Raw genomic sequence first — 25,846 nt, 5'->3', positions numbered from 1 at the left:
TTTTTATTTTGCTTTATAAACCGGTGAATCCGATTGTTTTTGATCAATATTTTTCTTGATTCCTACGTGATAATACACGTAGAGTACAATGATTAAAGGGACACCACAGTAAAGACCAATTCGTTGATCCGGAATAAAAATTAAGCTGATTAATACAAGTCCATACAAACAAAAACCTAGAATAGGAACGAACGGATAAAGCGGCGTTTTAAATTTCAGTTCCTTTATGTCTCCTCCTTCCGCTAAAAAATGACGGCGGAACATAAATTGAGAGGCACAAATGGACATCCAAACAATAATGGTCACCATTCCTGAAATCGAAATAAACCAAAGATATACGGTTTCAGCAGCCACGATGCTTGTAATCAACGAGCACCCTGAAATAATCATTGTCACAATTAATGCGTTAATTGGAACACCTTTTGAAGATAATTTCTTCAAAGATTTTGGCCCCATATTGCTGTTTGACAGTGACCAAAGCATACGAGAAGCAGCATAAACGCCGGAGTTCGCCACTGATAGAACGGCTGTTAAAATGACAAAGTTCATGATATCCGCTGCGTATGGAATGCCAATTTGATCTAATACGGCAACAAACGGACTTTCAATGACGCCTGCTGTTTTGTATGGCAGAATAGAGACTAAAACAAACATAGCTAACACAAAGAAAAACAGCGTTCTCCAAATGACGTTTCGAATAGATCTCGGCAACGTTTTCTCAGGACTTTCACTTTCTCCTGCTGCAATGCCGACAAGCTCCGTTCCTTGAAACGAAAAGTTAACCGTTACTAAAGTCAATAGAACTGCCAGTATTCCATTTGGAAAAAGACCTGCACCTTGCGTGAAATGCGAAAGAAACGGTGCGGGTTCTCCTCCCTTGAAGTCGATAAAACCAAAGACAGCAGCTCCTCCAATTAAAATAAACAGAATAATAGCCGTAACTTTAATACTCGAAAACCAAAACTCAGTTTCAGCATAGCTTCGAGCAGAAAGAGCGTTAATTAAAAATGTAATGACGCCAAAAATCAAGCACCAAGACCATACAGGTACATCAGGAAACCATCTCTGCATTAAAATTCCTGCTGACGTAAATTCAAGCCCTGTCGTATTTGCCCAGCTGAACCAGTACAGCCATCCAATCATAAAGCCTGTAGAAGGTCCTAAAAACCTTGTAGAGTATTCTTGAAAGGAACCTGAAACCGGCATTGCTACCGCTAGCTCTCCTAAACAAAGCATAACTAAATACATGAGGAAGCCGCCTATTATATATGCAAGAATGGCTCCTCCCGGCCCTGCCTGGCTAATAGTAAAACCCGAACCTAAAAATAGGCCTGTTCCAATCACGCCTCCTAACGCAATCATAAATAAATGTCTGCTTTTCATTGTTCTCTGTAATTGGTTTTGTTCTGTATGTCTATTCATCGGTACCTCCGTTCTTCATTTTCTTATATGTGGTTTGTACAAGCATGCCTACTTTTTAGCATCTGAACAGTTGTTTCTTGAATCAACTTAGGAAGAACTCCGAACGAATAAGGCTTATACACTCGCTCTGTCCACTTATGTCCGTCTTTCCCATATACTCCTATATTGATGGACGGAATATTTAACTCTCGAATTTCACGGAAAGGAATCGCCCCTGCAATCCCCCACCCCGGAAAGTTACGTGTAAAAGCATCGATTTCCTCATCTGTCTCATGAAGAGATAAAAAGCTGCCATCTGCTAGGTAGGGAAAAAATTTTTTAAACTGAAACGTCTCTCCCGTCTGTTTTCCAACCTTCTCCACAGCTGCTTGCAAGGGATAAAGAAGCTGCTGATCTCTGCTTTCGTCTTTCTTCAAGTGATTATGAGGCAAGTAAGGCGGTGCAAAAAAGACAATTACGCGCGGACTTTGATGCGGATCTAACTTTTGAAGTTCTTCAATTACTTTAAAGCACCTTGTTCTAAGTTCTAAATGCGCATACTGTTCGAAAGCTCGTTCAATACAAGCCTGAGCATTTATCCCTTTTTGATCCAATTCTTCCAGGTAATCTTCCAAACTCACAACATCCACTTTCCAAGACAAGTTTCGCTTTGGTAAATTCGTTCTCTGAACAAAAAGTTCGTAATAATCAGAAAGTTTTTTCTCCACTTTTTCACATGCTTCGATTGATAATCCAATTAATTGACTCATCACTTCTTTTGCCGTTCGTTCATAGATGAAATAGTTAAAATACAAATGACTGCTTACAGCAGTTTGCACATTATAAGCCTCTTTATTATCTCGTTGATACAGACAGGAAGGTGGCAGTACCAGCTCTCCTTCAATATTTTCAGCTAGATTAATATTGTTATGGATGCTTCCCGTAATCTCAGATGCAATCAAATTAGGATCTATACCAGCAAGCGTATCTCCTACGTGTACCTCCCTTCCGTAAATATAAAAACATGGAAGCAGTTTCCCAGCGGCTCCTGTATAAATATAGCGCGTGGAATCTCCATCGTAAAGAGGTGTAATAAAGTCGGTATTAATCGCTGCTACATATGAAAGATTTTTTTCTTTTTTCAAACGGTTCAGTTCAGAAACAGCAGAAATAATTCCAGCATGCTGACTTTCCTCATCTGGGTTGACCATAAAAAGGACGTTTCCTTCTAATTTATTTGGATGCTTAGTAAAATGCAGCACATTGGCTAAATGTACAGCAATTCCACTTTGCATATCAACGGCTCCTCTTCCAAACATCCATTCACCTGAGCGAGCATCTCGCTGTACATCTTCATTAATGTTATGCATAGAGAAATAGCGCTGAAGTTCTTCTGGGTCTAATGCTATGTCTTTTAATGGACCAAAATCTTCAATACCAACCGTATCTAAGTGAGCGTGATAAATCATTGTTTGAGCATTTTTTTTGCTGCCTTGAATAAAAGCAAATACATTTTTTCTGCCTAGCGTATCGCCATTAATTTTCTGTTCCCAAACGTGAAGGGGGTTTTCTTTGAAATAAGGAAAACTTTGAAGCGTGTTTTTAATGAAATCAGCAATCTTTACTTCGCCGCTTGTCCCATTGATACTTTTGATTTTCACTAACGTTTTTGTTAAACATTCAACTTGCTCTTCCATGCTTAGCTGTGAGAGTTGGATATACACTTCTATTCCTCCTGCCTATCAAATAAAAACGTCATTTAGCTGCATATGAATAAAAATAGTACGATATATACATATCGTACTATTTTTATTTATTTTAAACCGATTACTCAGCAAATACTTTTTCAATTCGTTCAATTGCCCAGTCTAACTCTTCTTTTGAAATCGTTAGCGGCGGAGCAAAACGAATAACCGTACTGTGCGTTTCTTTACAAAGCAAACCTTGGTCTTTTAATTTTTCACAATAAGGACGAGCTTCTTCGTGTAATTCTACCCCGATGAATAGACCTCGGCCGCGCACTTCTTTAATAACTGGATTGCTTAAGCTTTGGAGCTTCTGCTTGAAATAAGAACCTAATTCTAATGAACGCGCTGGAAGTTCTTCGTCTTCAATTACTTCCAAAGCAGCTAATGATACGGCACAAGCAAGCGGATTTCCTCCAAATGTTGAACCATGAGAGCCAGGGTTAAAGACACTTAAAATGTCTTCGTTAGCGACTACGCAAGAAATAGGGAAAACTCCTCCTCCAAGCGCTTTACCTAAAATCAGCATATCTGGTTCTACGCCTTCCCAATCACAAGCAAACATTTTGCCTGTACGCGCTAAGCCAACTTGGATTTCATCAGCAATAAATAGCACATTATGTTCTTTACATAAATCAGCTGCAGCTTTTAAGAAGCCTTCTGGAGGTAAAACGATACCTGCTTCACCTTGAATTGGCTCAATTAAAAATGCGGCTGTATTTGGTGTAATAGCAGCTTTTAACGCTTCTAAATCACCATAAGGAATGGTTTGAAGCCCTGGAAGCATCGGTCCAAAACCACGTTGATATTCTGCTTCAGACGATAAGGAAACAGCTGTCATTGTACGACCGTGGAAGTTGCCCACACATGCGATGATTTGTGCTTGATTTTCAGCAACGCCTTTCACATCGTAAGCCCAGCGGCGTGCAGCTTTAATGGCTGTTTCCACCGCTTCTGCTCCCGTATTCATTGGAAGAGCCATATTTTTATTTGTTAATTTACAAATCTTTTCATACCATGGACCAAGCTGATCATTATGAAACGCTCGTGACGTTAACGTTACTTTATCAGCTTGACGTTTTAATGCTTCAATAATTTTTGGATGACGATGTCCTTGGTTAACAGCGGAATAAGCACTTAGCATATCCATATATTTATTATTTTCTGGATCATGTACCCATACGCCTTCTGCCTTTTCAATTACAATCGGCAGCGGATGATAGTTGTGTGCCCCAAATTTTTCTGTTTGCTCAATGATTTTCACCGTTTTTTGTGTTTCAGTTGTCATATTTACTCCTCCTTATTTTCCAATTAAAATGTTTCAGATGTTGTTTTTGCTTGCATGTGAAGAACAAGATAATCCGGTCCGCCTGCTTTTGAATCCGTTCCTGACATATTAAATCCGCCAAAAGGCTGGTAACCAACAATCGCTCCTGTACATCCTCTGTTAAAATACAGATTTCCAACATGGAACTCTTCACGAGCGCGCTCAATATGCTCGCGGTTGTTTGATAATAAAGCGCCTGTTAATGCATATTCTGTATTGTTTGCAATCTCCATCATATGATCAAAATCTCGCGCTTTAGAGAATGCTACTACCGGACCAAAAATTTCTTCTTGCATGAGACGAGCTTTTTCATCTACATCCGCAAAAATAGTTGGCTGAATAAAGTATCCAGTTGAATTGTCTGCTTCTCCTCCCGCAACAAGCCGTCCTTCTTCTTTTCCAATTTCAATATACGATAATATTTTGTTATACGACGCCTCGTGAATAACAGGTCCCATATAAGTTGAAACTTCTTCCGGGGTTCCAACAGTTAATGTTTTTGTTAGCGCAACTGCTTTTTCAAGCACTTCATCATACACATCTTGATGCACAACAGCACGAGAACCAGCGGAGCACTTTTGCCCTGCAAAACCAAATGCAGAGTATACGATTGAAGAAGCAGCTAAATCAAGATCCGCATCTTTGTCTACAACCACCGTATCTTTTCCCCCCATTTCAGCAATAACGCGTTTTAGCCATTTTTGGCCCGGCTGTACTTTTGCTGCTCTTTCGTAAATGCGGCAACCTACTGCGCGCGAGCCGGTAAATGAAACAAAGCGTGTTTTTGGATGTTCAACTAAGTAGTCACCGATTTCAGGTGTAGCACCAGGAATAAAGTTTAATACGCCTTTCGGTAAACCTGCTTCTTCCATTACTTCTACAAATTTCGCTGCTACTACAGGAGTGGCATCAGCTGGCTTTAATAAAATCGTGTTGCCTGTTACGATAGCTGCTACTGCTGTTCCAGCCATGATAGCTAACGGGAAGTTAAATGGTGAAATGATAATACCTACGCCAAGCGGAATATAATTGTACTGATTATACTCACCGTCTCGACTCTGTACTGGAGAACCATCTTTTAACGTCAGGACTTGACGTGCATAGTACTCTAAAAAATCAATTGCTTCTGCTGTATCAGCATCTGCTTCGTTCCAAGGCTTTCCTGCTTCTTTTACAAGATAGCTAGAAAATTCATGCTTTCTGCGACGGATGATGGCCGCTGCACGGAAAAGAATATCTGCTCGATGTTCTACTTTCCATTTTTTCCACGTTTCAAAAGCTTTTAAAGCTGACTGCATCGCTTGCTCTGCTAGATCTTTATTTACTGTAGAGACATATCCAATCACTTCTTTTATATTCGCTGGGTTAACAGACGTAATTTTCTCTTCAGTTTCCACTTTTTCACCGTCGATCACAAGTGGGTACGTTTTGCCAAGCTGTGTATTTACATATGTTAATGCTTCTTGAAATGCCTTTTTATTGTTTTCTTCCTTAAAATTTGTAAATGGTTCATGAGAATAAGAAACTACCATGATATATACCTCCTAGTATGCAAATCTTTGTTTACTTTATAGTTATGCAAATAGCGTGCCAACTTTTAATAAAACTTTACAGCCTGTTTGTCATCAAGGTTTTCATCACTTATATCATTCTTTCTTTTTGATAAAGGAAAAAATAATTGGCATATGTATATTTTTTTTGCACTTTAAATGCCAATATCTTTGGCATAAAGAATATATTGAGACATACCTAAATCAACCCAATCAACAGCTAAGAAGCAGCTACCTACGTTTACCGTCCCAACGAAAAAATCCGAACAAGTTTGATTCTCCATCAAGAATCAAACTCGTTCGGATCTTCCTTCAACTACAATACTTTTGTTCCAGCCTCTTTTCTATTTGTATATAAAGTTATCTCTTCGTCATTTGAATAGTTTTACAGGACTGTCTTTTAATCATTTTGTGAGGAACGCGCACTTGTTCTGCAACAGCATATGGCGTTTCAATCTGCTTAATCAAGCAGCGTACAGCCTGATAACCAAGTCCAAAAATATTAATATCAATAGATGTGAGAGCAGGTCTAGCCATTTCGGCGATCAGAACATTATTAAAACTGACAATCGAAATGTCTTCAGGAACTGAAATTCCCATTTCATCCAATGTATTTAAAACGCCTAATGCCATTAGATCGTCTGCTACTACCAGAGCCGTTGGACGTTCTTTTAGAGATAAAAGTTCGCAAACAGCTTCTTTTCCTCCCTTCTGTAGAAATTCTTCATGAATCACATACTCGTCCCGGTAAGGAATGTTTGCTTTTTGAATCGCTTTATCATAGCCTGTTAAACGGTCAATGGTAACGACTAATTCAAGGCTTCCGCCAATAAAAGCAATACGCTCATGCCCAGATTCAATTAAATATTCCGTCGCTTCTTTTCCAGCTTTAAAATTATCATTATCAACAAACGTGATGCTTTCACTATGTTTAAACGGCTTTCCAATAACTACAAACGGCACGCTCTGTTCTTGCAAATAAGAAAGTACTTGATCATCAACTTTGGAGTACAGCAAAATTAATCCATCCACTCGTCTCCCCTGTACCATTTGAACAACTTCTGCAAAAATCTCTTCTTCCGTTTCTCCAGTGGACATATAAATCGCTCTTTTGTTTTCGTGAGCTCCGGTGCTGATTCCTCTTAGCACTTCGGGAAAGAATGGATTTTGAAACACCTTGTCTGCTGAGCTCGGCATCACTAGGCCGACTGCCTCTGTGGTTTGATTTGCTAGACTTCGCGCAATAATATTTGGGTGATAACCAAGTTCTTTCATAGCCGATCGCACGCGCTGTTTTGTTTTTTCACTAATTCTTGAGCTGTCTGCAATGACGCGAGATACCGTCGAAGGGGCTACATTTGCTAAATTTGCCACATCTTTTATTGTTACACCCATAATTCCACCTCTTAATTATGTTTTCTTCATTAATACTTATCCAATATAATTTGACAACTACGACGCGCTGTCCTTTTCACGAGATTGAGAAATTTTCTTTTCTTTTCTTCTTTTTGAAGATGCTTTGTACAAAAAGATGCCAAATCCCGTATAAACAGCAGCAACCGCTGCGATATATCCAATATTAAACCCTGACTTTTTCACTACTTTATATACATTTGTGGTCTCAGGCTCCGATGAAATGTTGTATACATCGTCAACGGGTCGTATAATTCCTTCCGTTATTAACCCTCTTAGTTCATTTTCTTTTCCAACTTTTTTAAGCGGGACATTAATGACCGACGTTTCCTTTGTATTATTAATCACAACAAACGTCGTTTCGTCCTTATACCTTCTCTTGTATACAGCCACACCTTTTTGCTCAGACACAAGGGTAAAGCTTCCTTTTCGAAGAGAAGGCGACTTTGCTCTAAGTTCAGCCAGTTTTTTTAAATGATCTATAATATCGGGATTAGCTAAAAAATTCATCATGCCATAATTTTCTGCTCCCTTTCCCCCATTCAGCGCAATTTCCGTTCCATAAAAAACGATTGGTACACTCGGCGAAGTATAAAGGTAGGAAAGCCCTTGCTTTGTTCGGGCTCCAGGATGATTTTCACTCTTTAATGCTTGTGCTGTAAAACGTGTGCTATGAACATCATCTAAAAAATTGGCTAAAGGCTGATTACTTCTTCTCCCCCACTTGTCATACAACATTTTCTGCGGACGATTAGTACCGCTAAACGTAGCAGCAGTGGCTTCGGCTAGCGTTCTATCTACAAGCAAATCTACTCCTAACGAATCAGCCTGCTCATTTTTTTTTAATGGTTGCCCGTTTATTTCTCCTATTAATAGAAAAGAAGGATCCATGCTTTTTAGCGTCTTAGAAAAGGATGAAATAAATGCAGAAGGAGCTTGATCGATATCTTTAACGTAATATCCGTCAATATCTGCTTGTTTGCTCCACCAAGCAGCATTTTTAATAAGGTATTTCTGCACAGCACTTTCTTTTAAATTAAGGTGAGGCAATGCTTTAATTACTTCGTTATCTGTACCGGATTCATTACTTATCCATGTTTGTTTTCCTTTATCTGCTACCCAGGTATGATTGTTACTGATTGTCAAAGGAAATTCGACCATAATTTTTATATTGCGCTCATGTGCTTTCTTCACAAGATTTTGTAAGTCTTTTAACGTTCCAAAATGATCGTCTATTTTATAATGGTTGGTCACCGCATATCCATGATAGCCTGTCTCATCATTTTCCATAAAAGGAGTTAATAAAACAGCGGTAAATCCCATCTCTTGAATATAGTCTAACTTTTGTGCTATTCCCTGTAAATCGCCTCCATAATAGGCATCTGAGCGTTCATAGTTAACATTTCGATCATTCTGTTCACTTCCGTTATAAAAACGGTTGATCATCAATGAGTATATTACCTCATCACGTATATCTTTATGATCTTGCGCTGAGGCACTGCTTCCAAAAAGCAATAATAGTATAAGTAGCATACTTGTCCTTTTCCATTTCATCTATTCCCCTCCTATAGACGAACTGTTTCAAACTCACTTTTGTTTCCATTATAACGTTAACGCTTACATTATTGTTAAATAAGTTGATAAAAACAAAAAAAGTGATTAAAAGTTTTTACTTTTAATCACTTTTTTCCATCTATATACTGCTATACCGTCTCATTTACGTTCGATATATGAGGTTTATCCGATACTTTACCAACTTTATTTAATCGATCAATCAATCCAACACCAAATTCAGGATGAAGGTTACCATCTCCTGTCGCTACGAAACTTTCAAGAAATTCGTATGCGGATGAACCGTGTTCAGCAAAATCTAAACCAGCAATTTCTTCTTCGCTTGATACTCGAATAGAAGAAAAACGCGTGAGAACAAATAAGAATAACCCAACCGTTCCAATGGTCCAGCCCATCACAGCTATAATTCCAAGAGCTTGAATACCTAATAGCTGTACGCCACCGCCATAAAATAAACCATTAGCTGTATCAAACAGTCCCACTGCTAACGTCCCCCAAATACCGCAAATTCCATGAACAGTAATAGCACCAACTGGATCATCTAACTTCATTTTGCTATCGATAAAATGCACAGCTTCTACTAGAATAATTCCTGCAATTAGCCCAATGACGATCGCACCTGGAATCGATACGTTTGCTGTTCCAGCTGTAATCCCTACAAGTCCAGCTAAGGCACCGTTTAATGTTAAGCTAGCGTCAATACGTTTGTAGCGAAACTTTGTATATAAAGCAGAAGACAGGACTCCGCATGACCCAGACATTAATGTAGTTGCGATGATTCCTGGTACAAGGGCAGGATCCGCTGCTAATGTACTTCCTCCATTAAATCCAAACCATCCAAACCGGAGGATAAATACACCTAATGCGCCAAGTAGAATATTATGTCCTTTAATGTTATTTATATTATCATATGGGTAATTTTCTGAATATTCAAGTTAATACGTGATAAAAATGAGACTTTTTTCTTATTTACATAATAGTTAACGCTTTCATACCTTTTCAAAAAAAAGTAACGCAAAGGAAAAGTAATTCCTTTGCGTTACCCCGTAGAAATAGATGTCATAATTTTCTTTTTCACTTGACTTGTGACAAAGTGCTTTTCTGTAAATACGTCATAATTTTCTTTTCGAATTTTATCAAGAATCGCTCGGTATAAATGCGCCGCTCCTGTAAGAGGCAAACGAGAAGCCACCGGATATTTATGAATCGACTGAAGTCCTTTTATATAATACATTTCCGCTTCTTTGGCCAGGTGCTCCCACATCTCTATGAATTCAGAAGTGACCCACCGGTTCTCTAATAGCATGTGCGTATATCCGTAAGAATTCATAAGGTCTTTCGGTAAATAAATGCGCCCTCGCTCTAAGTCTTCCCCAACGTCTCTTAAAATGTTGGTCAGCTGCATCGCAATGCCTAATGCAACTGCTTCTTCTTCTAATTCTTTATGAGTAGTTGGAGCTAAAATCGGTAAAAGCATTAACCCTACCGTACTCGCTACGTGATAAGAGTATGTTTTCACTTCATCAAGCGTATCGTATTCTTTTTTTACTAAATCCATTCTCTGGCCGGTAATCATATCATCAAACGCTTGAACATTCATCTCATATTGTTCAAATACATTGCGCAGAGCTACCCACATGGCGCTTTCGTTTAATAGTTCTCCATTTTTAAATCGGGCAAATTCTGATTCGAATTGCTGCAGCTCTATTTCAGGGTTGCATCCTTCATCTACAATATCATCGACTTGACGGCAAAATGCATATACTGCCCATACTGCCTTTCTTTGTTTTGACGGCAGCATGGAAAAAGCTTTGTAAAACGTTTTTGAGTTTTCTTTAATAATTTCTTCACACTGATTGTACGCTTTGTCTAACGAAATGTTCATCATATAGGACCCCTTTCTCTATTAAAGGATAAACCATCATTTCCTTATGGCTTACAAGATCTTAAGAAAGCTTTGCAACCGTTTGAACAGATGATTGTTCAATAAGATGATCAGCTAACATTTTTGCTCCTTGCATAACAATTGGCACGCCTCCGCCTGGATGAATAGATGCTCCGACCGCAAAAATATTTTTATATTCGTACGGCTGGTACTGGGGTCTGAATACGCCCGATTGAAACAGCTCAGGAGCAATACCAAAGCTTCCTCCTTCGTAAAGTCCAAATGCTTGAGCATCATTTGGCGTGCGTACTTTTACCCACTCTATTTCTTTACGAAGCTCTTCAAACCCTTTTTTTTCTAAAGTTCGAATGATTCCATCAACAAAATCTTGCTGATTGCTCCAATCAATGTGGCCACCTGATGGAACCGGTACAAGTGCATATAGCACACTTTTCCCTTCAGGGGCTAACGATGGATCAATAACAGAGGGATTAAATGTATAAATAGCGGGATCTTCAGGAATCGTTTTATGCTTAAACACTGCTTCCATATGTTTAGCTAAATCATTGCCCATAAAGTATTGATGCACATTGTGATGATCATATTTTCTCTTCAAACCAAGATAAAGCAGCAGACAGCTGGACGAAGGCACATACTTCTTTTCTTTTTTTCGAGCAATTTTCGCCATATTAGGAAAGTCGCCATTTAAAACAACTTGATCAAACGGATAAAGTTTTTCGTCAACAATAACCCCTTCCGTCTTGTCTCCTGATATAGAAAGCTCTTGAACCGCCTTATTCAAATGAATGTTTACACCTTGCTCTATCAGCGCCTTTTCAAGAAGTGGCACAAGACTTGCGTATCCGCCTTTTACGTAATAGATGCCATGAGCATGCTCACTGTAAGGAACAAGGGAATAAATAGCTGGCGCCGAATAAGGATTTCCTCCAATATAGAGAGATTGCAGGGAATAGGCATCTACTAGACGTTCATCATGGAAATACGTTGAAACAAATTTTCTCATTGATTTATTTGCATTCATTTTTTTTAATGCCTTGATGTTTTGCCATGTCCAAAAATCTCGTTTATTTACAAATGTTTTTTCCAAAAATGCCTTACTTCCTAATTCAAATCGCTTTTTTAATTCAGTCATAAAACGCCGGTAGTTTTGCTCTTCGCCTGGAAACAAACGGCTAATCTCCTCTAACTGATCTTTTTCAGTCGCTTTTTTTGTATAGGTCGTACCGTCTGGAAAATGAATATCATAAAGTGGATCACAGCGTATTAGTTCATATTGAGAAGCAGAAATGCCTGCTTCATCTAAAATACGTTCAAGCATTAAAGGCAGTAAGACAATCGTGGGACCTTCATCAATTTTATAACCGTCTTTTTCTACAAACGCCAACCGGCCGCCAAGCTTGTTTTCTTTTTCGAAAATATCAACAGAAAATCCTCGTTTGCTTAATAACAAAGCGGTAATTAAACCGCCTATGCCGCCTCCAACAATTGCTGTTCTCATAATGCACTCTCCATTTCCTTCATGGTTTTAAACGGCTCATTCAGTAATTGTCCGTCTCTTTTTAAGATGAGCTTTGTCGTAATGCGAGATGATTCGAGAATAGTTGGTAGACCGCTTCCTGGATGAGTTCCTCCTCCAACTAGCCAGCAGTTTTCTAATTCTTCAAATTTATTATGCGGACGCAGCACCATCATTTGAGTGAGCTGATGTCCAAGGTTAAATGTCGCTCCTTTATAGACCAGCACGTCTTCTTCCCACTGCTTTGGTGAAATGATTTTTTCAACTTCAATATGACTCTCTAAATCTTTGAAACCCGTTTTCTTTTCTACAATTTTTAATACTGCATCCCGAAAATCTTTTTGTTTTTCATCCCAGTTTACACCGCTGAAATTATTTGGAACCGGCGCTAAAATATAAAGAGCAGACTTTCCTTCTGGTGCTAAAGTTGGGTCTGTTACACCTGGGTTTTGGATGTAGATAGAAGGGTCCTCTGAAAGAGCTAGCGTTTTTGTGATCTCTTCTACATTTTTTTTATAATCTTCAGCGAACACAATCGTGTGATGAGGCAGATCTTTGTACTGTTTGTCTATGCCTAGATAAATCATGAAAGTAGAACAAGAGTATTTTTTCTTTTCAAGTTTTTTAACTGCATATTTTTTAAGGGTACCTTCATCTATTAAATTCGTCATGGCATGAGCAAAATCTCCATTGATAATGACGTCGTCTGCCCCTATTCGCTCTCCATTTTCTAGAATAATTCCTTTTACTCTCTTATTTTCAATCCATAGTTTTTGGACACCTTGGTTTAAGTGGATGTGCCCTTGATGTTCTTCCACTACTTTTGCCATTGCTTGAGATAGTTGGTTTACTCCTCCTATCGGATGGAAGATACCGTAAGCGTGTTCCATAAACGATAAAATAGAAAAGGCTCCTGGACATTCCCAAGGGGACATTCCCAAGTACTTAGATTGAAAAGTAAAAGCTAATTTCAATTTCTCATCAGTGAAATACTTGCCAAGTACATCATAGAGCGTTTTACCTAAGGATAAATGCGGCAGTGCTCGAATTGCTTCAGGCTTTAAATAGTGATGAAAACGATCCATCTCGCCCTGCAATAAAGGCAGCAAAGCCGCCATCTTTGCTTCGGTGTCTTTCATAAAGCGCTCATAGCCTTCTCCGTTTCCTGGGTATAAACGTTCGATTTCTTCTTTCATCTTTTTATGGTTATCCGTCATCTGAATCTGCGCATCATCGAAAATAAGCTCATACATGAGATTTAGACGTTTTAAGTCCATATAATCATGCGCATTGCGATTAGCAGCTTGAAATAATTCTTCAAAAATCTGTGGCATGCTCAAAAATGTAGGACCCATATCAAACGTATAACCTGACATTTTAATCGCTGAATTTCGCCCGCCCACGTATCCTTGCTTTTCATATACATCTACTTTATAGCCATGACTTGCTAACAGCATCGCTGCCGCTAGTCCTCCTGGACCCGCTCCAATCACGATTACGTTTTTTTGCATACATACACTCCTAATCCTATACAATAGTTATACAAACATTATACAAATCTTTATTATTAAACACAACGATAAACTGCTTGTCTTTATTCGAATCATAAAATTACCAATAACTAAACCATTAAAACATGACGTTTGTACCATTTTTCCAGGGTTTCAGTACACTTTCCCTTTATTCGGTGCTTTCAAGCTTTTATTTTATATCTATGTAAAGTTATACAAAAATAGACTGCGGTCTTCTTCTCTAGTTAAACGTACAAAAAAGAGAAACAGATGACTTATTTCATAAAAAAAACCCTCTGTACTGAGAGGGTCCTGTCATTCAACAATTTGAATATTATTGTGAGTAAACCAGACGTGAATTTGAGCTAGATGAGCTAGCAGCTGAGGTCCTGTCATTAATTGACCAAACCAAGGTGCTTTAAATCCTTCTCCGCCTGTATCAATAATATGCTTTAACTGCTGCTTATCAAAAAATTCATGAAGAGGTGACTGTTTATCTTGTAAAAGAGATTGAAGCCATACAGTTACAGCTTTTGTATAAGCTGGGTTATGCGTTTTAGGATAAGGGCTTTTCTTGCGATAAAGAACATCATGAGGCAAAATTCCTTCAAGCGCTTTTCGTAAAATCCCCTTCTCTTTATTGCCCGTCATTTTCATCTCCCACGGAATATTCCATGCATATTCCACAAGGCGATGATCTGCAAAAGGTACGCGTACTTCTAAGCTCGCGCCCATGCTCATACGATCTTTACGATCTAATAAAGTTGTCATAAACCAAATCTGATTTAAATAAAACAGCTTTCTTCGCTGCGCATCTTCTAACGATTCACCTTCTAATTCAGGCACTTCCTTTAATGTTTCTTCATATCTTGCACGCACATAATCTTCTAACTGTAATTTCTTTCTCCATGAACTTTGCAGCAAATCAATTCGAGCATCTAATGAACGCATCCATGGGAAGGTATCCGAAGACAAATCATGTTTTCGGTGAAACCACGGATATCCTCCAAAAATTTCATCCGCACATTCTCCTGATAAGCTCACAACAAAATCTTGTTTGATTTCGCGGCAAAACCAAAGCAGCGATGAATCTACATCAGCCATTCCAGGAAGGTCTCTCACCTCTACAGCCTCTGTTAAATGCTGCACAAGGTCCTCCGTTGAAATAATGCAGCGGTGATGATTTGTTTGGAACGTATCCGACATGAGCTTGATATAAGTTCCATCAGAATTTGGCTGAAACTCATTTGCTTTAAAAAATTTATCATTGTCTTCATAATCGATAGAATACGTATGAAGAGAGCCCTTGCCGCTTTCTTTGAACGCATTTGCAGCAATTGCTGTAATGGCGCTTGAATCTACTCCACCTGATAAAAATGTACAAACCGGGACATCGGACACTAGCTGTCTTACAATCGCGTCTTGCACTAAAAATTTAACTTTTTCTGTAGTTTCACCTAAATCATCTGTATGCTGCTCACTTTTTACGTTCCAGTATCGCCAAATCTTCAACCCGTTACGCGTAAGCGTGAGGGCGTGAGCCGGGCGCAATTCATTTATTTCTTTAAATACGCCGTGGCCGGGAGAACGAGAAGGTCCTAAGCCAAACACTTCTGCTAATCCATCTAATCCTACTTCGGCTTTCACCTCAGGATGAGCTAATATCGCTTTTAATTCCGATGCAAATTGAATTCCACCTTCATAAGATCGATAGAATAAGGGCTTCACTCCCATTCTGTCGCGTGCTATAAATAACTTTTCATTGGCTTCGTCCCAGATTGAAAAAGCAAAGATACCGTTAAAATGATCTACGCATGATTCTTTCCATTCTATATAAGATGTTAGAAGTACTTCCGTATCTGAATGTCCCTGAAATTGATAACCTCTTTTTAGTAATTCTTTCCGAATATCTTCCGTGTTGTAAAGCTCTCCATTATAGCAAAGCGTATAGCGCTGTTCATTTTTTTCTCTTGTCATCGGCTGTCTTCCGCCTTGAGGATCTACTACAACTAAGCGTTTGTGCCCAAAAGCAACATGCTGCTGTGTCCATACGTTGGTGTCATCAGGACCTCTTTTCGATAAAGTGTCAGCCATTTTTGTTATTGTTGCTGTTTCATTTAAAAGCGATCGCTTTAAGTCGACCCAACCCGTTATACCACACATCGTTTATCATCCTTTCTTTCACGCTCTTGTTTATGAATGAAATAATGCCATTGTATGCACGCAATAGTTACAGTTGAATTGTCCTTATATTTTATTTTCACTTTCGAGTTATAAAGAGAGCTTTTTTAGGCAATAAAAAAATATGGATAAATTTCACACGGAGGTTTGATTATGAATCATTATTCTAAACAACAAGCTCTGAACAATCAGCCGCGTTCCTTCGTGATTGGTACGGTTGAATGTGTTGATTCACAGTGGATTTTCTTTGAAGATGAAAGTGACGAAGCTTCCATGCTCCATGAAGTAATGGATGATACATTAGAACTTCTTATTGATACACGCTGGGAAAAAGCCATTATGGTTGATGACCGTCAAATAAAGCTTCACGATGGAACGTATTTATTGCGAAATGGGGATAAGCTAAGACTGACTAAAAAGCTACCTTATGCATACGAACAGCTTCTTCAATCACTACCGAAAGAGACCTTTTTATCATTCACTCAGCACTTAAATTCATTAAAATTCTCTCTTTATGATTGTATTTACTGTCACAACACATTATGTTTTTTACCGACAGACGGTGATACAAAAGGTGCTAATTTTATCATTTATGACAATGAGGAAAAAATTTGTGCCGTTCAGCATTTATTCGAACGAGGGACGCATCACCTAGATCGATTTGAATATACCGTTAATGATGGAGAACGTTCAATGAATCTTTTTTTAGATTAAAGCAAAAGAAAAAAGCTATCTTATCCAAGATAGCTTTTTTCTTATCCTAGTACGACATATCCGTAATAGAATACTAAGATAAGCGCAATTACAAGAACTGCCCAAGCAACGCCTGTACGCTTTCTTTTTCCAGTACGAACAAGTACCATTTCCATTCCCACAAGCACTAACACGCCTGCAATCCCTTTAATGAGCGCTGCGCCTTGAAAATGGTACCAAGCTGCTAACATATGCAGACCTGATACTAATACTAATAAGTATAGGAGTCTCGCCACCATATGTAGGATTTTTTGACCTTTAGCTTTACCTGCTCGATGTAAAATCAACGAAACCACAAACGAGATAATTAATAATGTCCAAAGCGTTACATGAATATGTAGTGGAGCCATTTATCTCACGTCCTTTCTGAAAATATCATATCATGAAAACCTTTCCTTCACCAATGATATAAGGAAGGAAAAGGATTTTTAGCGGCTGCGTCCATAAGTAGCATACCGAATGAGTTTTTCAAGGGGTCCATCTGAAAATAGGCTCATCCATATCCAGCTTCCCAGCAGTTGAACAAAAATGATAATCCCCGCAATAGCCAAGCCTTCTACAATTGAAATATGTCCATAGTATCCTAACCCATATGAGTAAAAAAGAAATGTACATACAATGGACTGGACAATATAATTAGTTAAAATCATTCTCCCCAAAAAGGCAAATGGCTGCATGACTTTTTGAATAGATACACTTCGCATAGCTAATGTGACCAACGTTACAATAAAAATTGCTCCTGCCGTTCCTCCGATTGTATCGTGAATATAAGATGTCGCTACATTGTGATCTAAAACATACGGCAATACAGATGATGCTGCATACACGATGAATGAAATAAGACAAAGCCACTTTGTCTCCACTATATATTCTTCTATTTCTTCGAACCACTCGCTTTTTGCCATAAAACCGCCTAATAAAAACAGTGGAAATAGCGATAAAAACAGAAAAGGAACCGTATTTAAATTATACGCGTAGTACCAATCAAGCAAGCGCTGATGAAAGATTGACGCAAAACTTCCGTGTCCATATGCTTGAAGTGCTTGGTCAATAATAGGCTGGTGAATTCCCGCTGCTGTACCTCCTTCATTAACCAAAGCCGCTGCTGTTAAAATAACAATCATAATCACAGCATAAATGCTAAATATTCCGGTTCCCCACGCTAATAACACTTCTTTCTTTGCTTCTTGAAAAAATAGCATGATCAAAGCAAAGAAGCTGTACATCACAATCATATCACCGTGCCAAATAAATAAAGCATGAATAGCCCCAATGAGAAGCAAAGCCGTGATTCTTCGTACATAAAAAGGAGTAAAGCTTACTTGCCTTTCGTATGTACGCTGGAACATTTTCATAAAACCAAATCCAAACAAAATAGCGAGCAGCGCGTAGCCTGTCTGCCCTACAACTACATCAACTAATCCATTAGCAACATAATTCATTCTTGAACCGTCCAACAAATTATGGTCGTAATAGGAAGCAGGTGAATAAAAATTCGGCATGTTCATGAGCAAAATACCAATAAGCGCGATTCCTTTTAATACATCCGCTGCCTCAATACGCTGTTCTTTATCAGCTGCGTTCATTTTGAAACGTTTCATTCTTTCACACCTTACATTATTTCATTATTGCTTTCACATTATATCGAACGCAAAAGTTTTTCTTCAATGTTTACTATTTCCATTCCTCTCTTTAATGTTTTGCTTACTCTCGGCATATAGATAAAGAAAAAGCATTAATCACCTTTTTGTCTAGGCTTCATATGCTGTTACTAGACTAAATTAAAAGGGTGTTTGCCTATGCCTGCCATTGTTGGTGTTGTTAATCTTAACAGTGTTGGTTCAGCCAGCGTCTTTCATATTGGAGATGTTTATACAATAGCCCCTATTTCCACTGCTAAAACATTTGCTGGCGCAGGTTCGTTTAATACAGGTGACGGATTATATGTTGTGAATCAGCAGAGCTCAACCAATACGTCAGACAATGACGTAAATGATCAAAATGTCGCTGGAAATCTATAATAGAAATGAAGCTCATACAGGAGGATGCTTATGAACTTTTATGTGAATCAAAGTATCTGTATTCAAAGTATGAAAATCAGTGCTGTAAGTAACTCTTCGGTACTTCAAATTGGAAGCGTCGGTGTCATTAAACCAAACTCAAATCTCTTTAATACAGGAGGATTTACAGGCGCCGCACCTACTGAAACAAAAAAAGGCATTCTTGGATCTGTTTCTCCTTCTACCTTTACTCCCGGAACCGGCGCAGGCACTGCCCCAGCTCCTTTTTCACAGTCGTTAACTCCTCCAGCTCGAGACAACGACTGACATGTTACAACCTTCATCGCCATATGTATATATATAACTATTTTCTTTATCAGAAGATAAGGGAATCGAGGTGATTGAAGGTGGATAACATGAACTATATTCAGCAAGTACATCAGTATGTTCAGCAAATGTCTTCGTATATTCAACAGCAAGAAGGACGCATTGCTCAGCTTGAAAAAAACGTACAAGAACTTCAGCAAAAAATAAAAGAGTTAGGTGAACAGCCACCTATTAAAATTGATAAAATTGAATATAAATTTGAACAGTTAAAAATTGATTCATTAGATGGAACATTAAATATTGGATTAAATCCTCTTACGCCTGATAATTTAGAAGATATCATTATCAATGAGAAACCAGAAGTAACGTTTTCGCAAGGGCAGCAGCCTCAAGGTGAGCAGCCGGGACAACCCGGAGGTCCTGGACCGCAAAATCCTAGCTTAAAACCATTGGACCGCCAGCTAGAAAAACAGTGGGTCTCTGATATCCACGAAACGATTTTAGCTGAACTTAATCAATATGGATTTTCTATGGTTCAACATGTGCTTGATGAGCGCTCGATGATGATTGATGAATCGTACTACGAGTTTATTTTAGAAGATATTAAAAAGCAGCTGCAGCAGCGGATTACTTTTTATATACAGCAAGTTCAGCCGGAAGAAATGGAACGAAATTTTGAACAAATCAAACCTCAAATTATCGGTAAACTTTATGAAGATATGAAAAAAGGAATTGACGCATTTTTAACGTATTTACCTGAATCTTTAAAGAAAGGTGGACCCCCTTCATGAACTTTAACGTTGTAAACCGCGAATTGCTTGTTGGAGACGTTAGTATTACAGGCGTATCTTCTTCTTCTCTTTTTTTAATTGGTGATGCCAATTACATCTCTCTATCCTCAACATTTGATACGCCGGCTGAATCTTTGATTATCGGCCCTTATGTTCCATTATCGTTATCATAAAGGAGCTTACCTATGCTTTCACGCACATCTTCTGTTAATTATATAGAAATTAATTCCTTGTCGGCGAGCTCCTTTTGCCAAATTGGAGATTCAACAGAAATTCATCTACTTAATAAAGCTTTAGCTGATCGGAGACAGTATCCGTTTTTCTACGGTCGAGAAGGAAACTTTGATGATTACGCTATCTTTAATGAGCCTATTCCTCATGGCGATTACGAACCTATTCCTGTTCAAACATGGAATGAAATACCTTTGATCCGTGTTAACAGAATTGATATAAAGGGATGCTCATTCTCATCAGTTATTCATGTTGGCTCAACGTGCAATGTTTATGCAGAAGCTCGCATTAAGCATATTCGCGAACTGATCAACGATGAACCTTCAAAGGAAGCTGAAGCAGGAACATCAAGTAGTGCTTCTTCACAAGCTAGCAGCAGTGAGTGAACCTTTTAAAAAGCGGCTCATATACTAAATTAATATCACGAAAAAAGGGTGTGAATCTCATGCCAGCAATAATTGGACCCGTTAGTATCACGAGCGTCGGAGGCGGTGTCGTAACGTTTGGAGATACGTTTTATGTTTCTCCAAAAAGCGCTGCTAAAACAGCGTCAGGCTCTGGTTCTTTAAATACAGGTAACTTTGTTAATACAAATAACGGCATTTCCGGAACAAATACGTTAGATCCAGATTTATTCGATCAAAATATAGCAGCAAATGCTTAAAAAAACCCCTTATCTTTGCTACTAAAGCGGATAAGGGGTTTTTTATTCACTTGGATTTTCGGCTGTTTGATTTCTTGGTTTTAGGTAATTTAGAAGAAGGCTGTTTACGAATCCATTTAATAAAAGAGCTAATTTTAGAATCAGCTTGTAATAAAGAAATCGTATTAAGACGAATGGCTAATTCATCATTTGTGTATAATGCATGAATTTGTTTATGACACGGAATACATAAGTTTGCCGTTGGTTCAAACGCTCCGCCCATTTCCTTTGGCGTTAAATGATGTACGGTCGTCAAGACATCCTGCCTTCCGCATAATTCGCATGTTCCTATCCGCCTGTCTTTTTTCTTCATATAGATTTCCTTCCCTATAAAGTTTCTACTCTTACACTAGTTCCTTTGCCAGAAGGCTCGGATGGCTCAACAATCAAACGTTTTGGCAGACGAGCGCGAAGTTCTTGAACGTGACTGATGACTCCAATTGATAAATTATTTGATTGAAGCTTTTCAAGCGCTGTAACAACCGTATCAAGAAGCTCTCCATCAAGCGTTCCAAATCCTTCATCTAAAAAGAAAAACTGCAGTGGATATTCTCCTCTTAGCTGAATTTGTGCAGATAATGAAAGGGCTAAAGCCAGCGAAGTTAAAAACGTCTCTCCACCAGATAAAGTTGAAACCGGACGTTTTACGCCTCCATTTGCATCATCTCTCATAATAAAGCCGCCTTGGGAATCAACTTCAATCGCATAGCGCTGACGTGTTAATATACCCAGACGCTCTGAAGCATCTCGGCTAACAGACATCAGCTGTTCTTCAGCAATGTATTCCACGAAAGCATTTCCTTTAAATACTGTTTGAAGCTTTTGATACTGTTCAAATAACGCTTGTTTTTCTTCACGGTCTTGTTCAAGCACTAAAAATCGCTCATGTCGTTCTTTGACGCTTTTTAACGTTTGCTCAGCTGCTCCCTTGAGCTGAACGGCTTCTTTCACAGCCGCTTTTATATCATGAAGCAGCTGCTGAGTTTCTTCAAATTGCTGCTCTTCTATGGACTGGTGATTCAGCTGGATATTTAACTGTTCAATTGATGACTTCATCTGTTTTATGTTGTCCCAATAAGCCTGAACAGTTTCATCCAACAATTTCATCTCATCATGTGATAACAAAGCTTGCTGAACTTCTTTTCCTTCGCTGAATAAAGAATTCCCTATAGCTTCTTCCCATTTTTCAGCTGCTTTTTTATACTGCATATGAGCTGTTTCTAGAGATTCGCTCGCTGCTTTTTCATCCATTTGCAGCGTTTGATACGCTTTTTGAACAGTCTGCCAATGTTGATATGCCTGCTGTTCATTCGTCTCTAACTCCGCAAGTAAAAGAACTGTTTTTTGCAGCGCCTGTTCAATATCTTCTTGATCTGTAAGCGTACGCAAGCGTTCAATTTGCGAGTGAACAAGAGATTGTTTATGAGACAGCATTGCTTTTAATTCTGTAAATTCTTTTTCGCCCGCATATTTCTCTTCTTTTAGACGTTCGATTTTCTTTTGCTGATTTTCAAAAAATACGCTGCTTTTTTCAATTCGAGCCTTTATTGTCTGCTCTTCTTTTTCTCTTTCAGTCAGCCTTTCATTAATTTTTTCCATCTCTTCAAATACAAAGGAAGGATAGTCTTGTTGAAAAGCTTCTTTTCCCGCTTGTAGCGCCTGTTTTTGCTGATTTACTTTTCCTTCTAATTCAGCTTGTTCTTTTTGATAATGAGCAAGCTCTAATTCAATCTTTTCAAGACTTTGCTGGACCTTTTGTATCTGCCCGAGAATTGCTTGCTGTTTTTCACTTACCTGCAAATAATCCTGCTCAAGAGATTTGATTTCAACTTCTATTTTCTTAGCATAATGGCCAAAGGCATCTGTATCCATTTCTCCTAAAGCAGGAACTTCGCCAGCTTCGTTCATAAACTCAGCTAACTCAGGTATTTTTTCAACAAGAGGTTTAGCTAGCTGTTCAAGCTGCATTTTGAGCGACGAATAACTAAATCGCTGTTCACGCAATTGATTAACTTGATCTTCGAACTGATCCGCTGATTCAGTTGTGATGTCATCTTCTTGTTGGTGTAACACGGGGTTAGGGTGATGCTCAGAGCCACAAACTGGACAAGGCTCACCTTGGGTCAGCTGCTCAGCTAATTGATGAGCCAGACGGCGTGACCATTCTTTTTCTTTGCGTCTTTTTAGATCGCTCATTAAACGATCTGCTTGTTGAAAAAGCTGCTGAAATTCTTTTTCCCGCTCACATACAGTGTGATACAAGCCTTGAATATCTGAAAATAACCCTTTACTTTGTTCTACTGCTTGCTGATATCTCTCTTGGTGTGTTTGTTTTTGTGTGTGCAAATGCTTAAGCTGTTCGGCTTTTTCTTTATACGTTTTTTGACCTTCATCTAGGTTTTTTTTATCGTTATTCCATACTTGATAACGGTAAAATGCTTGCTGAACAGCCTGCCGATAATCAGGTTGAATCTCCACTTTTGTTAATGCTTCTTTTAACTCTTTTTGAAGAGTCAAGCCTTGCTGATACCGCTTATCTGCTTCCATTAATTCATCATTTTTCGCTTGAAGTGCCTGCTGCTTTTGCTGAAGAGAAACTTCCCCTTCTTTTATTTCTTGCTGTCCTTCTTTAATTTGTTTTTGAAGATCAGATGCTTGTTGAAGCTGTTCTTTTTGAACAACTAATTTGGGCTGCTGTTCATTTTTTTGTAAGCGAGCCTGCTCATATAAACTATTCGATCGCTTATATTCCTCACTTTTTTGAACAATTTGTGCTTTTAATTTTTCTACTTTATCTTCGTAAAGCTTCTGCTGTTTTTCAGCTTGTTCAAATGTTTCTAAATAGGGAAAAAGACGTTCTGCCTGCTGAGCTTTCGTCAGCACATCTTGCTTTTGTCTAATCTCCTCTTCCTGCTTAGAAGCATGCACTAGTTTTTCTTCTATCAGTGCTTTTTCCTGCTGCGCTTTCCAAAGAGACGCCTGCTGATCGTATCTTTCCTGCAAATCAGACGCTTCTTTTTCTCGTTTTTCCAAAAGTACAATGCTATCACTTACAAGCTGCTCCGCTTCCGTTACTTTCTCTGTTGAAGCTTCACCTAATCCCGTTTGTTCTGCCGTGATTTTATCTAGGTCTGTCTTTAGCTGCTGAACTTGATAGCGTATTTTCTTACTAAGCTGATCTCCGTACTGCTCGAGATTAAAAAGACGCTGCAGCATTTGACGACGCTCCGTTCCTTTTAACGATAAAAACTCCGCAAATTTTCCTTGCGGTAATACAACAGCTCTTGTAAAATCATCAATTGTTAAACCAAGAAGCTCCTGTACCTGCTGGTTTACATCATTTGTTTTATCTGCTAATACGTACGTTTCATCTTCGATTTCAATCAATCGACTTGAAGCTGATTTTACACGAAGCTCATCCGTCCGTTTAAAGCTTCGTTCAACAGTATAGCGTTTTTTATGATTAGCGTTTTCCAGCTCGAACGTAAACGATACTTTCAGTTCATTTTCCCCGTGATTTAAAATTCCTTGTGTATTATTGGCTGCACGCTCTACTTTTCCGTATAAAGCTAGTGTAATGGCATCCAAAATGGAAGATTTCCCGCTTCCTGTAGGACCAAATATTCCAAACACACCGCCTGAACACAGCGCTTCAAAATCGACAGTTTGTTTTTCTCTAAAACTGTGAAGCCCCGAAACGGTCAAGTTAATAGGTTTCATTTTTCATCCTCCTTTCCCGATACTTCTTCATCGTTAATCAAGGTTAAAAACAGTTTGACTAATTCAGTATCTGGTGCCCCTCCGCCGGTTTGCCTGCTGTAGAACTTTGTAAACAGTTCTTCGATCGGCACTTCGCGCTGTGAACGTGTTTCAAGTGCTAGTTCTTCTGCTTTGAATACCGGACGAATATGAATAAAGCCTGGATGAAGCTTGCGAAGGCGATGGATTTCTTCTAGTGAAAGTGCATCTTCTACGTGAACTTCTAAATCAACCCATGCCTGCGTATCTTTTTGCTCATCAAGCCACGTATATACTTCTGCCAATCCGTTTTTCGCTTTCCAACGTGCCAAAGGCTTTCCACTAGATAATGGAATTTCAGTCATCTCAATCTCTTTTCCTGGCTTAGCGTCTAAAATGGTAACGGACTTTGCATATCCTGACTCTGAAAAACTATAAGCAAGAGGTGAACCGGAATATCTTGCAAGGGTGCTGGCGCGATTGATCATTTGCGGGCGATGCAAATGTCCTAGAGCTACATATTGAGCATTAGCAGGTAAACTAGTTGCCGCCACCGTATAAGCTCCTCCTACTTCAATTGGACGTTCTGAGTCCGTTGAACTTCCGCCTGCTACGTAAATATGACTCATGGCAATATTAACGCTATCTGTTGTGAACTGTTCACTCATTTTATCGAAAATACCTTTTACTCTGGCATCATATGAGTTTCGAAGAGCCAGCTCATCATTTTCTTCTGCTAACAGTTCCTTTAACCTTGATTCAGATGGGTAAGGAAGAGCCGCAACCTTTAACATTTCATCTGATGTAGGAATGTGAATGCTTTCTACATCGGTAGTAGGCAAACCAAGAAGCGTAATATTTTGATGAACAGCTAATGGAGAAGCCGCCGACAGCCGATCTGGGTTATCATGATTACCTGCAATAACAATAATCGGACGTCTTCCATTGTTGCTCAACCTAGACATACTTTCGTAAAAAAGCTGCTCTGCCGCTGCTGGAGGGTTAACCGTATCAAAGGCATCTCCCGCCATGAGAATAGCATCTATCTTTTCTTCTTCCACAATGTCTGCCAGTTCATCTAAAAACTGTGCTTGCTCAGCCAGACGGCTTCGACCTTCTAACGTTCGCCCCAAATGCCAATCCGCTGTATGTAATAAACGCATGTTACTCTCTCCTTATTG

Annotated in this window: 23 protein-coding genes and 1 pseudogene; 7 read left to right on the top strand and 17 right to left on the bottom strand. The window is 38.8% G+C overall.

Translation table 11 applies throughout. The features are described from left to right. Positions 1-3 precede the first annotated feature (3 nt). The 12 genes and pseudogenes from JNUCC25_RS03385 to asnB form a co-directional block, all read right to left on the bottom strand. Positions 4-1,422 (bottom strand): amino acid permease, encoded by a 1,419-nt coding sequence (locus JNUCC25_RS03385; RefSeq protein ID WP_454222768.1) that lies wholly within the window; start codon positions 1,420-1,422, stop codon positions 4-6. A gap of 23 nt (positions 1,423-1,445) precedes the next feature. Next, complete coding sequence (locus tag JNUCC25_RS03380) at positions 1,446-3,125, bottom strand: M20/M25/M40 family metallo-hydrolase (protein WP_407728288.1); 1,680 nt, start codon at positions 3,123-3,125, stop codon at positions 1,446-1,448. 103 nt (positions 3,126-3,228) lie between these two features. Beyond that, on the bottom strand, positions 3,229-4,434 hold the full coding sequence (locus JNUCC25_RS03375; protein WP_013055371.1) for an ornithine--oxo-acid transaminase: 1,206 nt from the start codon (positions 4,432-4,434) through the stop codon (positions 3,229-3,231). Between the two features lie 23 nt (positions 4,435-4,457). Continuing rightward, positions 4,458-6,005, bottom strand: a complete 1,548-nt coding sequence (gene pruA, locus JNUCC25_RS03370) for an L-glutamate gamma-semialdehyde dehydrogenase (protein WP_078081459.1) — start codon at positions 6,003-6,005, stop codon at positions 4,458-4,460. 173 nt (positions 6,006-6,178) lie between these two features. After that, complete coding sequence (locus JNUCC25_RS03365; RefSeq protein ID WP_263033175.1) at positions 6,179-6,310, bottom strand: hypothetical protein; 132 nt, start codon at positions 6,308-6,310, stop codon at positions 6,179-6,181. Between the two features lie 73 nt (positions 6,311-6,383). Beyond that, complete coding sequence (locus JNUCC25_RS03360; protein ID WP_454222765.1) at positions 6,384-7,418, bottom strand: LacI family DNA-binding transcriptional regulator; 1,035 nt, start codon at positions 7,416-7,418, stop codon at positions 6,384-6,386. Positions 7,419-7,475: 57 nt separating this feature from the next. Then, positions 7,476-8,990, bottom strand: a complete 1,515-nt coding sequence (locus tag JNUCC25_RS03355) for an alpha-amylase family glycosyl hydrolase (RefSeq protein WP_454222763.1) — start codon at positions 8,988-8,990, stop codon at positions 7,476-7,478. 149 nt (positions 8,991-9,139) lie between these two features. Continuing rightward, positions 9,140-9,925: pseudogene (locus tag JNUCC25_RS03350) on the bottom strand (ammonium transporter); the annotation flags it as partial. A gap of 122 nt (positions 9,926-10,047) precedes the next feature. After that, a complete protein-coding gene (locus JNUCC25_RS03345; protein WP_025749927.1) occupies positions 10,048-10,896 on the bottom strand; it encodes a phytoene/squalene synthase family protein in 849 nt (282 codons plus the stop codon). Between the two features lie 58 nt (positions 10,897-10,954). Next, positions 10,955-12,412 (bottom strand): phytoene desaturase family protein, encoded by a 1,458-nt coding sequence (locus tag JNUCC25_RS03340; RefSeq protein WP_407728285.1) that lies wholly within the window; start codon positions 12,410-12,412, stop codon positions 10,955-10,957. Then, the gene (locus tag JNUCC25_RS03335; protein WP_029324694.1) at positions 12,409-13,941 is read right to left on the bottom strand and encodes a phytoene desaturase family protein; all 1,533 of its coding nucleotides are present in this window, start codon (positions 13,939-13,941) and stop codon (positions 12,409-12,411) included. The genes JNUCC25_RS03340 and JNUCC25_RS03335 overlap by 4 nt, the downstream gene beginning before the upstream one ends. A 315-nt stretch (positions 13,942-14,256) precedes the next feature. Then, entirely contained in the window at positions 14,257-16,104 is a 1,848-nt protein-coding gene (asnB, locus tag JNUCC25_RS03330; RefSeq protein WP_013055362.1) for an asparagine synthase (glutamine-hydrolyzing), read from the bottom strand. A gap of 171 nt (positions 16,105-16,275) precedes the next feature. Between asnB and JNUCC25_RS03325 the strand changes: the two genes are divergently transcribed. Then, entirely contained in the window at positions 16,276-16,836 is a 561-nt protein-coding gene (locus JNUCC25_RS03325; protein ID WP_013055361.1) for a DUF2777 domain-containing protein, read from the top strand. A 41-nt stretch (positions 16,837-16,877) separates the two neighbouring features. On the opposite strand, the gene JNUCC25_RS03320 is transcribed toward JNUCC25_RS03325, so the two are convergent. Together JNUCC25_RS03320 and JNUCC25_RS03315 are read right to left on the bottom strand one after the other, a co-directional pair. After that, positions 16,878-17,225 carry a DUF1516 family protein gene (locus tag JNUCC25_RS03320; protein WP_454222759.1) on the bottom strand — a complete coding sequence of 116 codons (348 nt, stop codon included), beginning with the start codon at positions 17,223-17,225 and terminating at the stop codon, positions 16,878-16,880. Between the two features lie 78 nt (positions 17,226-17,303). Further along, positions 17,304-18,476 carry a DUF418 domain-containing protein gene (locus JNUCC25_RS03315; protein ID WP_029324689.1) on the bottom strand — a complete coding sequence of 391 codons (1,173 nt, stop codon included), beginning with the start codon at positions 18,474-18,476 and terminating at the stop codon, positions 17,304-17,306. A gap of 198 nt (positions 18,477-18,674) precedes the next feature. Between JNUCC25_RS03315 and JNUCC25_RS03310 the strand changes: the two genes are divergently transcribed. The 6 genes from JNUCC25_RS03310 to JNUCC25_RS03285 all read left to right on the top strand — a co-directional run bounded on the left by JNUCC25_RS03310 (position 18,675) and on the right by JNUCC25_RS03285 (position 20,888). Next, on the top strand, positions 18,675-18,896 hold the full coding sequence (locus JNUCC25_RS03310; protein ID WP_013055358.1) for a spore germination protein: 222 nt from the start codon (positions 18,675-18,677) through the stop codon (positions 18,894-18,896). A gap of 30 nt (positions 18,897-18,926) precedes the next feature. Further along, on the top strand, positions 18,927-19,202 hold the full coding sequence (locus JNUCC25_RS03305; RefSeq protein ID WP_029324687.1) for a spore germination protein GerPB: 276 nt from the start codon (positions 18,927-18,929) through the stop codon (positions 19,200-19,202). Between the two features lie 89 nt (positions 19,203-19,291). After that, positions 19,292-19,993 carry a spore germination protein GerPC gene (gerPC, locus tag JNUCC25_RS03300; RefSeq protein WP_029324684.1) on the top strand — a complete coding sequence of 234 codons (702 nt, stop codon included), beginning with the start codon at positions 19,292-19,294 and terminating at the stop codon, positions 19,991-19,993. Continuing rightward, positions 19,990-20,166 (top strand): hypothetical protein, encoded by a 177-nt coding sequence (locus JNUCC25_RS03295; RefSeq protein ID WP_013055355.1) that lies wholly within the window; start codon positions 19,990-19,992, stop codon positions 20,164-20,166. Before gerPC ends, JNUCC25_RS03295 begins: the two co-directional genes overlap by 4 nt. A 12-nt stretch (positions 20,167-20,178) precedes the next feature. Then, positions 20,179-20,610, top strand: a complete 432-nt coding sequence (locus tag JNUCC25_RS03290) for a spore germination protein GerPE (RefSeq protein ID WP_013055354.1) — start codon at positions 20,179-20,181, stop codon at positions 20,608-20,610. 59 nt (positions 20,611-20,669) lie between these two features. Further along, positions 20,670-20,888, top strand: a complete 219-nt coding sequence (locus JNUCC25_RS03285; RefSeq protein ID WP_013055353.1) for a spore germination protein — start codon at positions 20,670-20,672, stop codon at positions 20,886-20,888. A gap of 46 nt (positions 20,889-20,934) precedes the next feature. Here JNUCC25_RS03285 and JNUCC25_RS03280 read toward each other — a convergent pair whose 3' ends face one another. From JNUCC25_RS03280 to JNUCC25_RS03270, 3 genes are read right to left on the bottom strand one after another with little or no spacing between them, the layout of a single operon-like run. Then, on the bottom strand, positions 20,935-21,240 hold the full coding sequence (locus tag JNUCC25_RS03280) for an HNH endonuclease (protein WP_013081707.1): 306 nt from the start codon (positions 21,238-21,240) through the stop codon (positions 20,935-20,937). Positions 21,241-21,254: 14 nt separating this feature from the next. Continuing rightward, positions 21,255-24,647 carry an AAA family ATPase gene (locus JNUCC25_RS03275; protein ID WP_029324682.1) on the bottom strand — a complete coding sequence of 1,131 codons (3,393 nt, stop codon included), beginning with the start codon at positions 24,645-24,647 and terminating at the stop codon, positions 21,255-21,257. After that, positions 24,644-25,828, bottom strand: coding sequence for an exonuclease SbcCD subunit D (locus JNUCC25_RS03270; RefSeq protein ID WP_029324680.1), 1,185 nt, complete (start codon positions 25,826-25,828; stop codon positions 24,644-24,646). The genes JNUCC25_RS03275 and JNUCC25_RS03270 overlap by 4 nt, the downstream gene beginning before the upstream one ends. Between the last annotated feature and the right edge of the window lie 18 nt (positions 25,829-25,846).

Source organism: Priestia sp. JNUCC 25 (assembly GCF_053667915.1).
This window is presented reverse-complemented; position numbering and strand designations above follow the sequence as displayed.

Coding starts and splice junctions, on each gene's coding strand:
- JNUCC25_RS03385 (WP_454222768.1), bottom strand. CDS start 1,422: ATGAATAGACATACAGAACAAAACCAATTACAGAGAACAATGAAAAGC.
- JNUCC25_RS03305 (WP_029324687.1), top strand. CDS start 18,927: ATGAACTTTTATGTGAATCAAAGTATCTGTATTCAAAGTATGAAAATC.
- JNUCC25_RS03325 (WP_013055361.1), top strand. CDS start 16,276: ATGAATCATTATTCTAAACAACAAGCTCTGAACAATCAGCCGCGTTCC.
- JNUCC25_RS03290 (WP_013055354.1), top strand. CDS start 20,179: ATGCTTTCACGCACATCTTCTGTTAATTATATAGAAATTAATTCCTTG.
- JNUCC25_RS03335 (WP_029324694.1), bottom strand. CDS start 13,941: ATGCAAAAAAACGTAATCGTGATTGGAGCGGGTCCAGGAGGACTAGCG.
- JNUCC25_RS03270 (WP_029324680.1), bottom strand. CDS start 25,828: ATGCGTTTATTACATACAGCGGATTGGCATTTGGGGCGAACGTTAGAA.
- JNUCC25_RS03285 (WP_013055353.1), top strand. CDS start 20,670: ATGCCAGCAATAATTGGACCCGTTAGTATCACGAGCGTCGGAGGCGGT.
- JNUCC25_RS03340 (WP_407728285.1), bottom strand. CDS start 12,412: ATGAGAACAGCAATTGTTGGAGGCGGCATAGGCGGTTTAATTACCGCT.
- JNUCC25_RS03355 (WP_454222763.1), bottom strand. CDS start 8,990: ATGAAATGGAAAAGGACAAGTATGCTACTTATACTATTATTGCTTTTT.
- JNUCC25_RS03320 (WP_454222759.1), bottom strand. CDS start 17,225: ATGGCTCCACTACATATTCATGTAACGCTTTGGACATTATTAATTATC.
- JNUCC25_RS03295 (WP_013055355.1), top strand. CDS start 19,990: ATGAACTTTAACGTTGTAAACCGCGAATTGCTTGTTGGAGACGTTAGT.
- JNUCC25_RS03280 (WP_013081707.1), bottom strand. CDS start 21,240: ATGAAGAAAAAAGACAGGCGGATAGGAACATGCGAATTATGCGGAAGG.
- JNUCC25_RS03345 (WP_025749927.1), bottom strand. CDS start 10,896: ATGATGAACATTTCGTTAGACAAAGCGTACAATCAGTGTGAAGAAATT.
- JNUCC25_RS03315 (WP_029324689.1), bottom strand. CDS start 18,476: ATGAAACGTTTCAAAATGAACGCAGCTGATAAAGAACAGCGTATTGAG.
- gerPC (WP_029324684.1), top strand. CDS start 19,292: ATGAACTATATTCAGCAAGTACATCAGTATGTTCAGCAAATGTCTTCG.
- JNUCC25_RS03275 (WP_029324682.1), bottom strand. CDS start 24,647: ATGAAACCTATTAACTTGACCGTTTCGGGGCTTCACAGTTTTAGAGAA.
- asnB (WP_013055362.1), bottom strand. CDS start 16,104: ATGTGTGGTATAACGGGTTGGGTCGACTTAAAGCGATCGCTTTTAAAT.
- JNUCC25_RS03360 (WP_454222765.1), bottom strand. CDS start 7,418: ATGGGTGTAACAATAAAAGATGTGGCAAATTTAGCAAATGTAGCCCCT.
- JNUCC25_RS03310 (WP_013055358.1), top strand. CDS start 18,675: ATGCCTGCCATTGTTGGTGTTGTTAATCTTAACAGTGTTGGTTCAGCC.
- pruA (WP_078081459.1), bottom strand. CDS start 6,005: ATGGTAGTTTCTTATTCTCATGAACCATTTACAAATTTTAAGGAAGAA.
- JNUCC25_RS03375 (WP_013055371.1), bottom strand. CDS start 4,434: ATGACAACTGAAACACAAAAAACGGTGAAAATCATTGAGCAAACAGAA.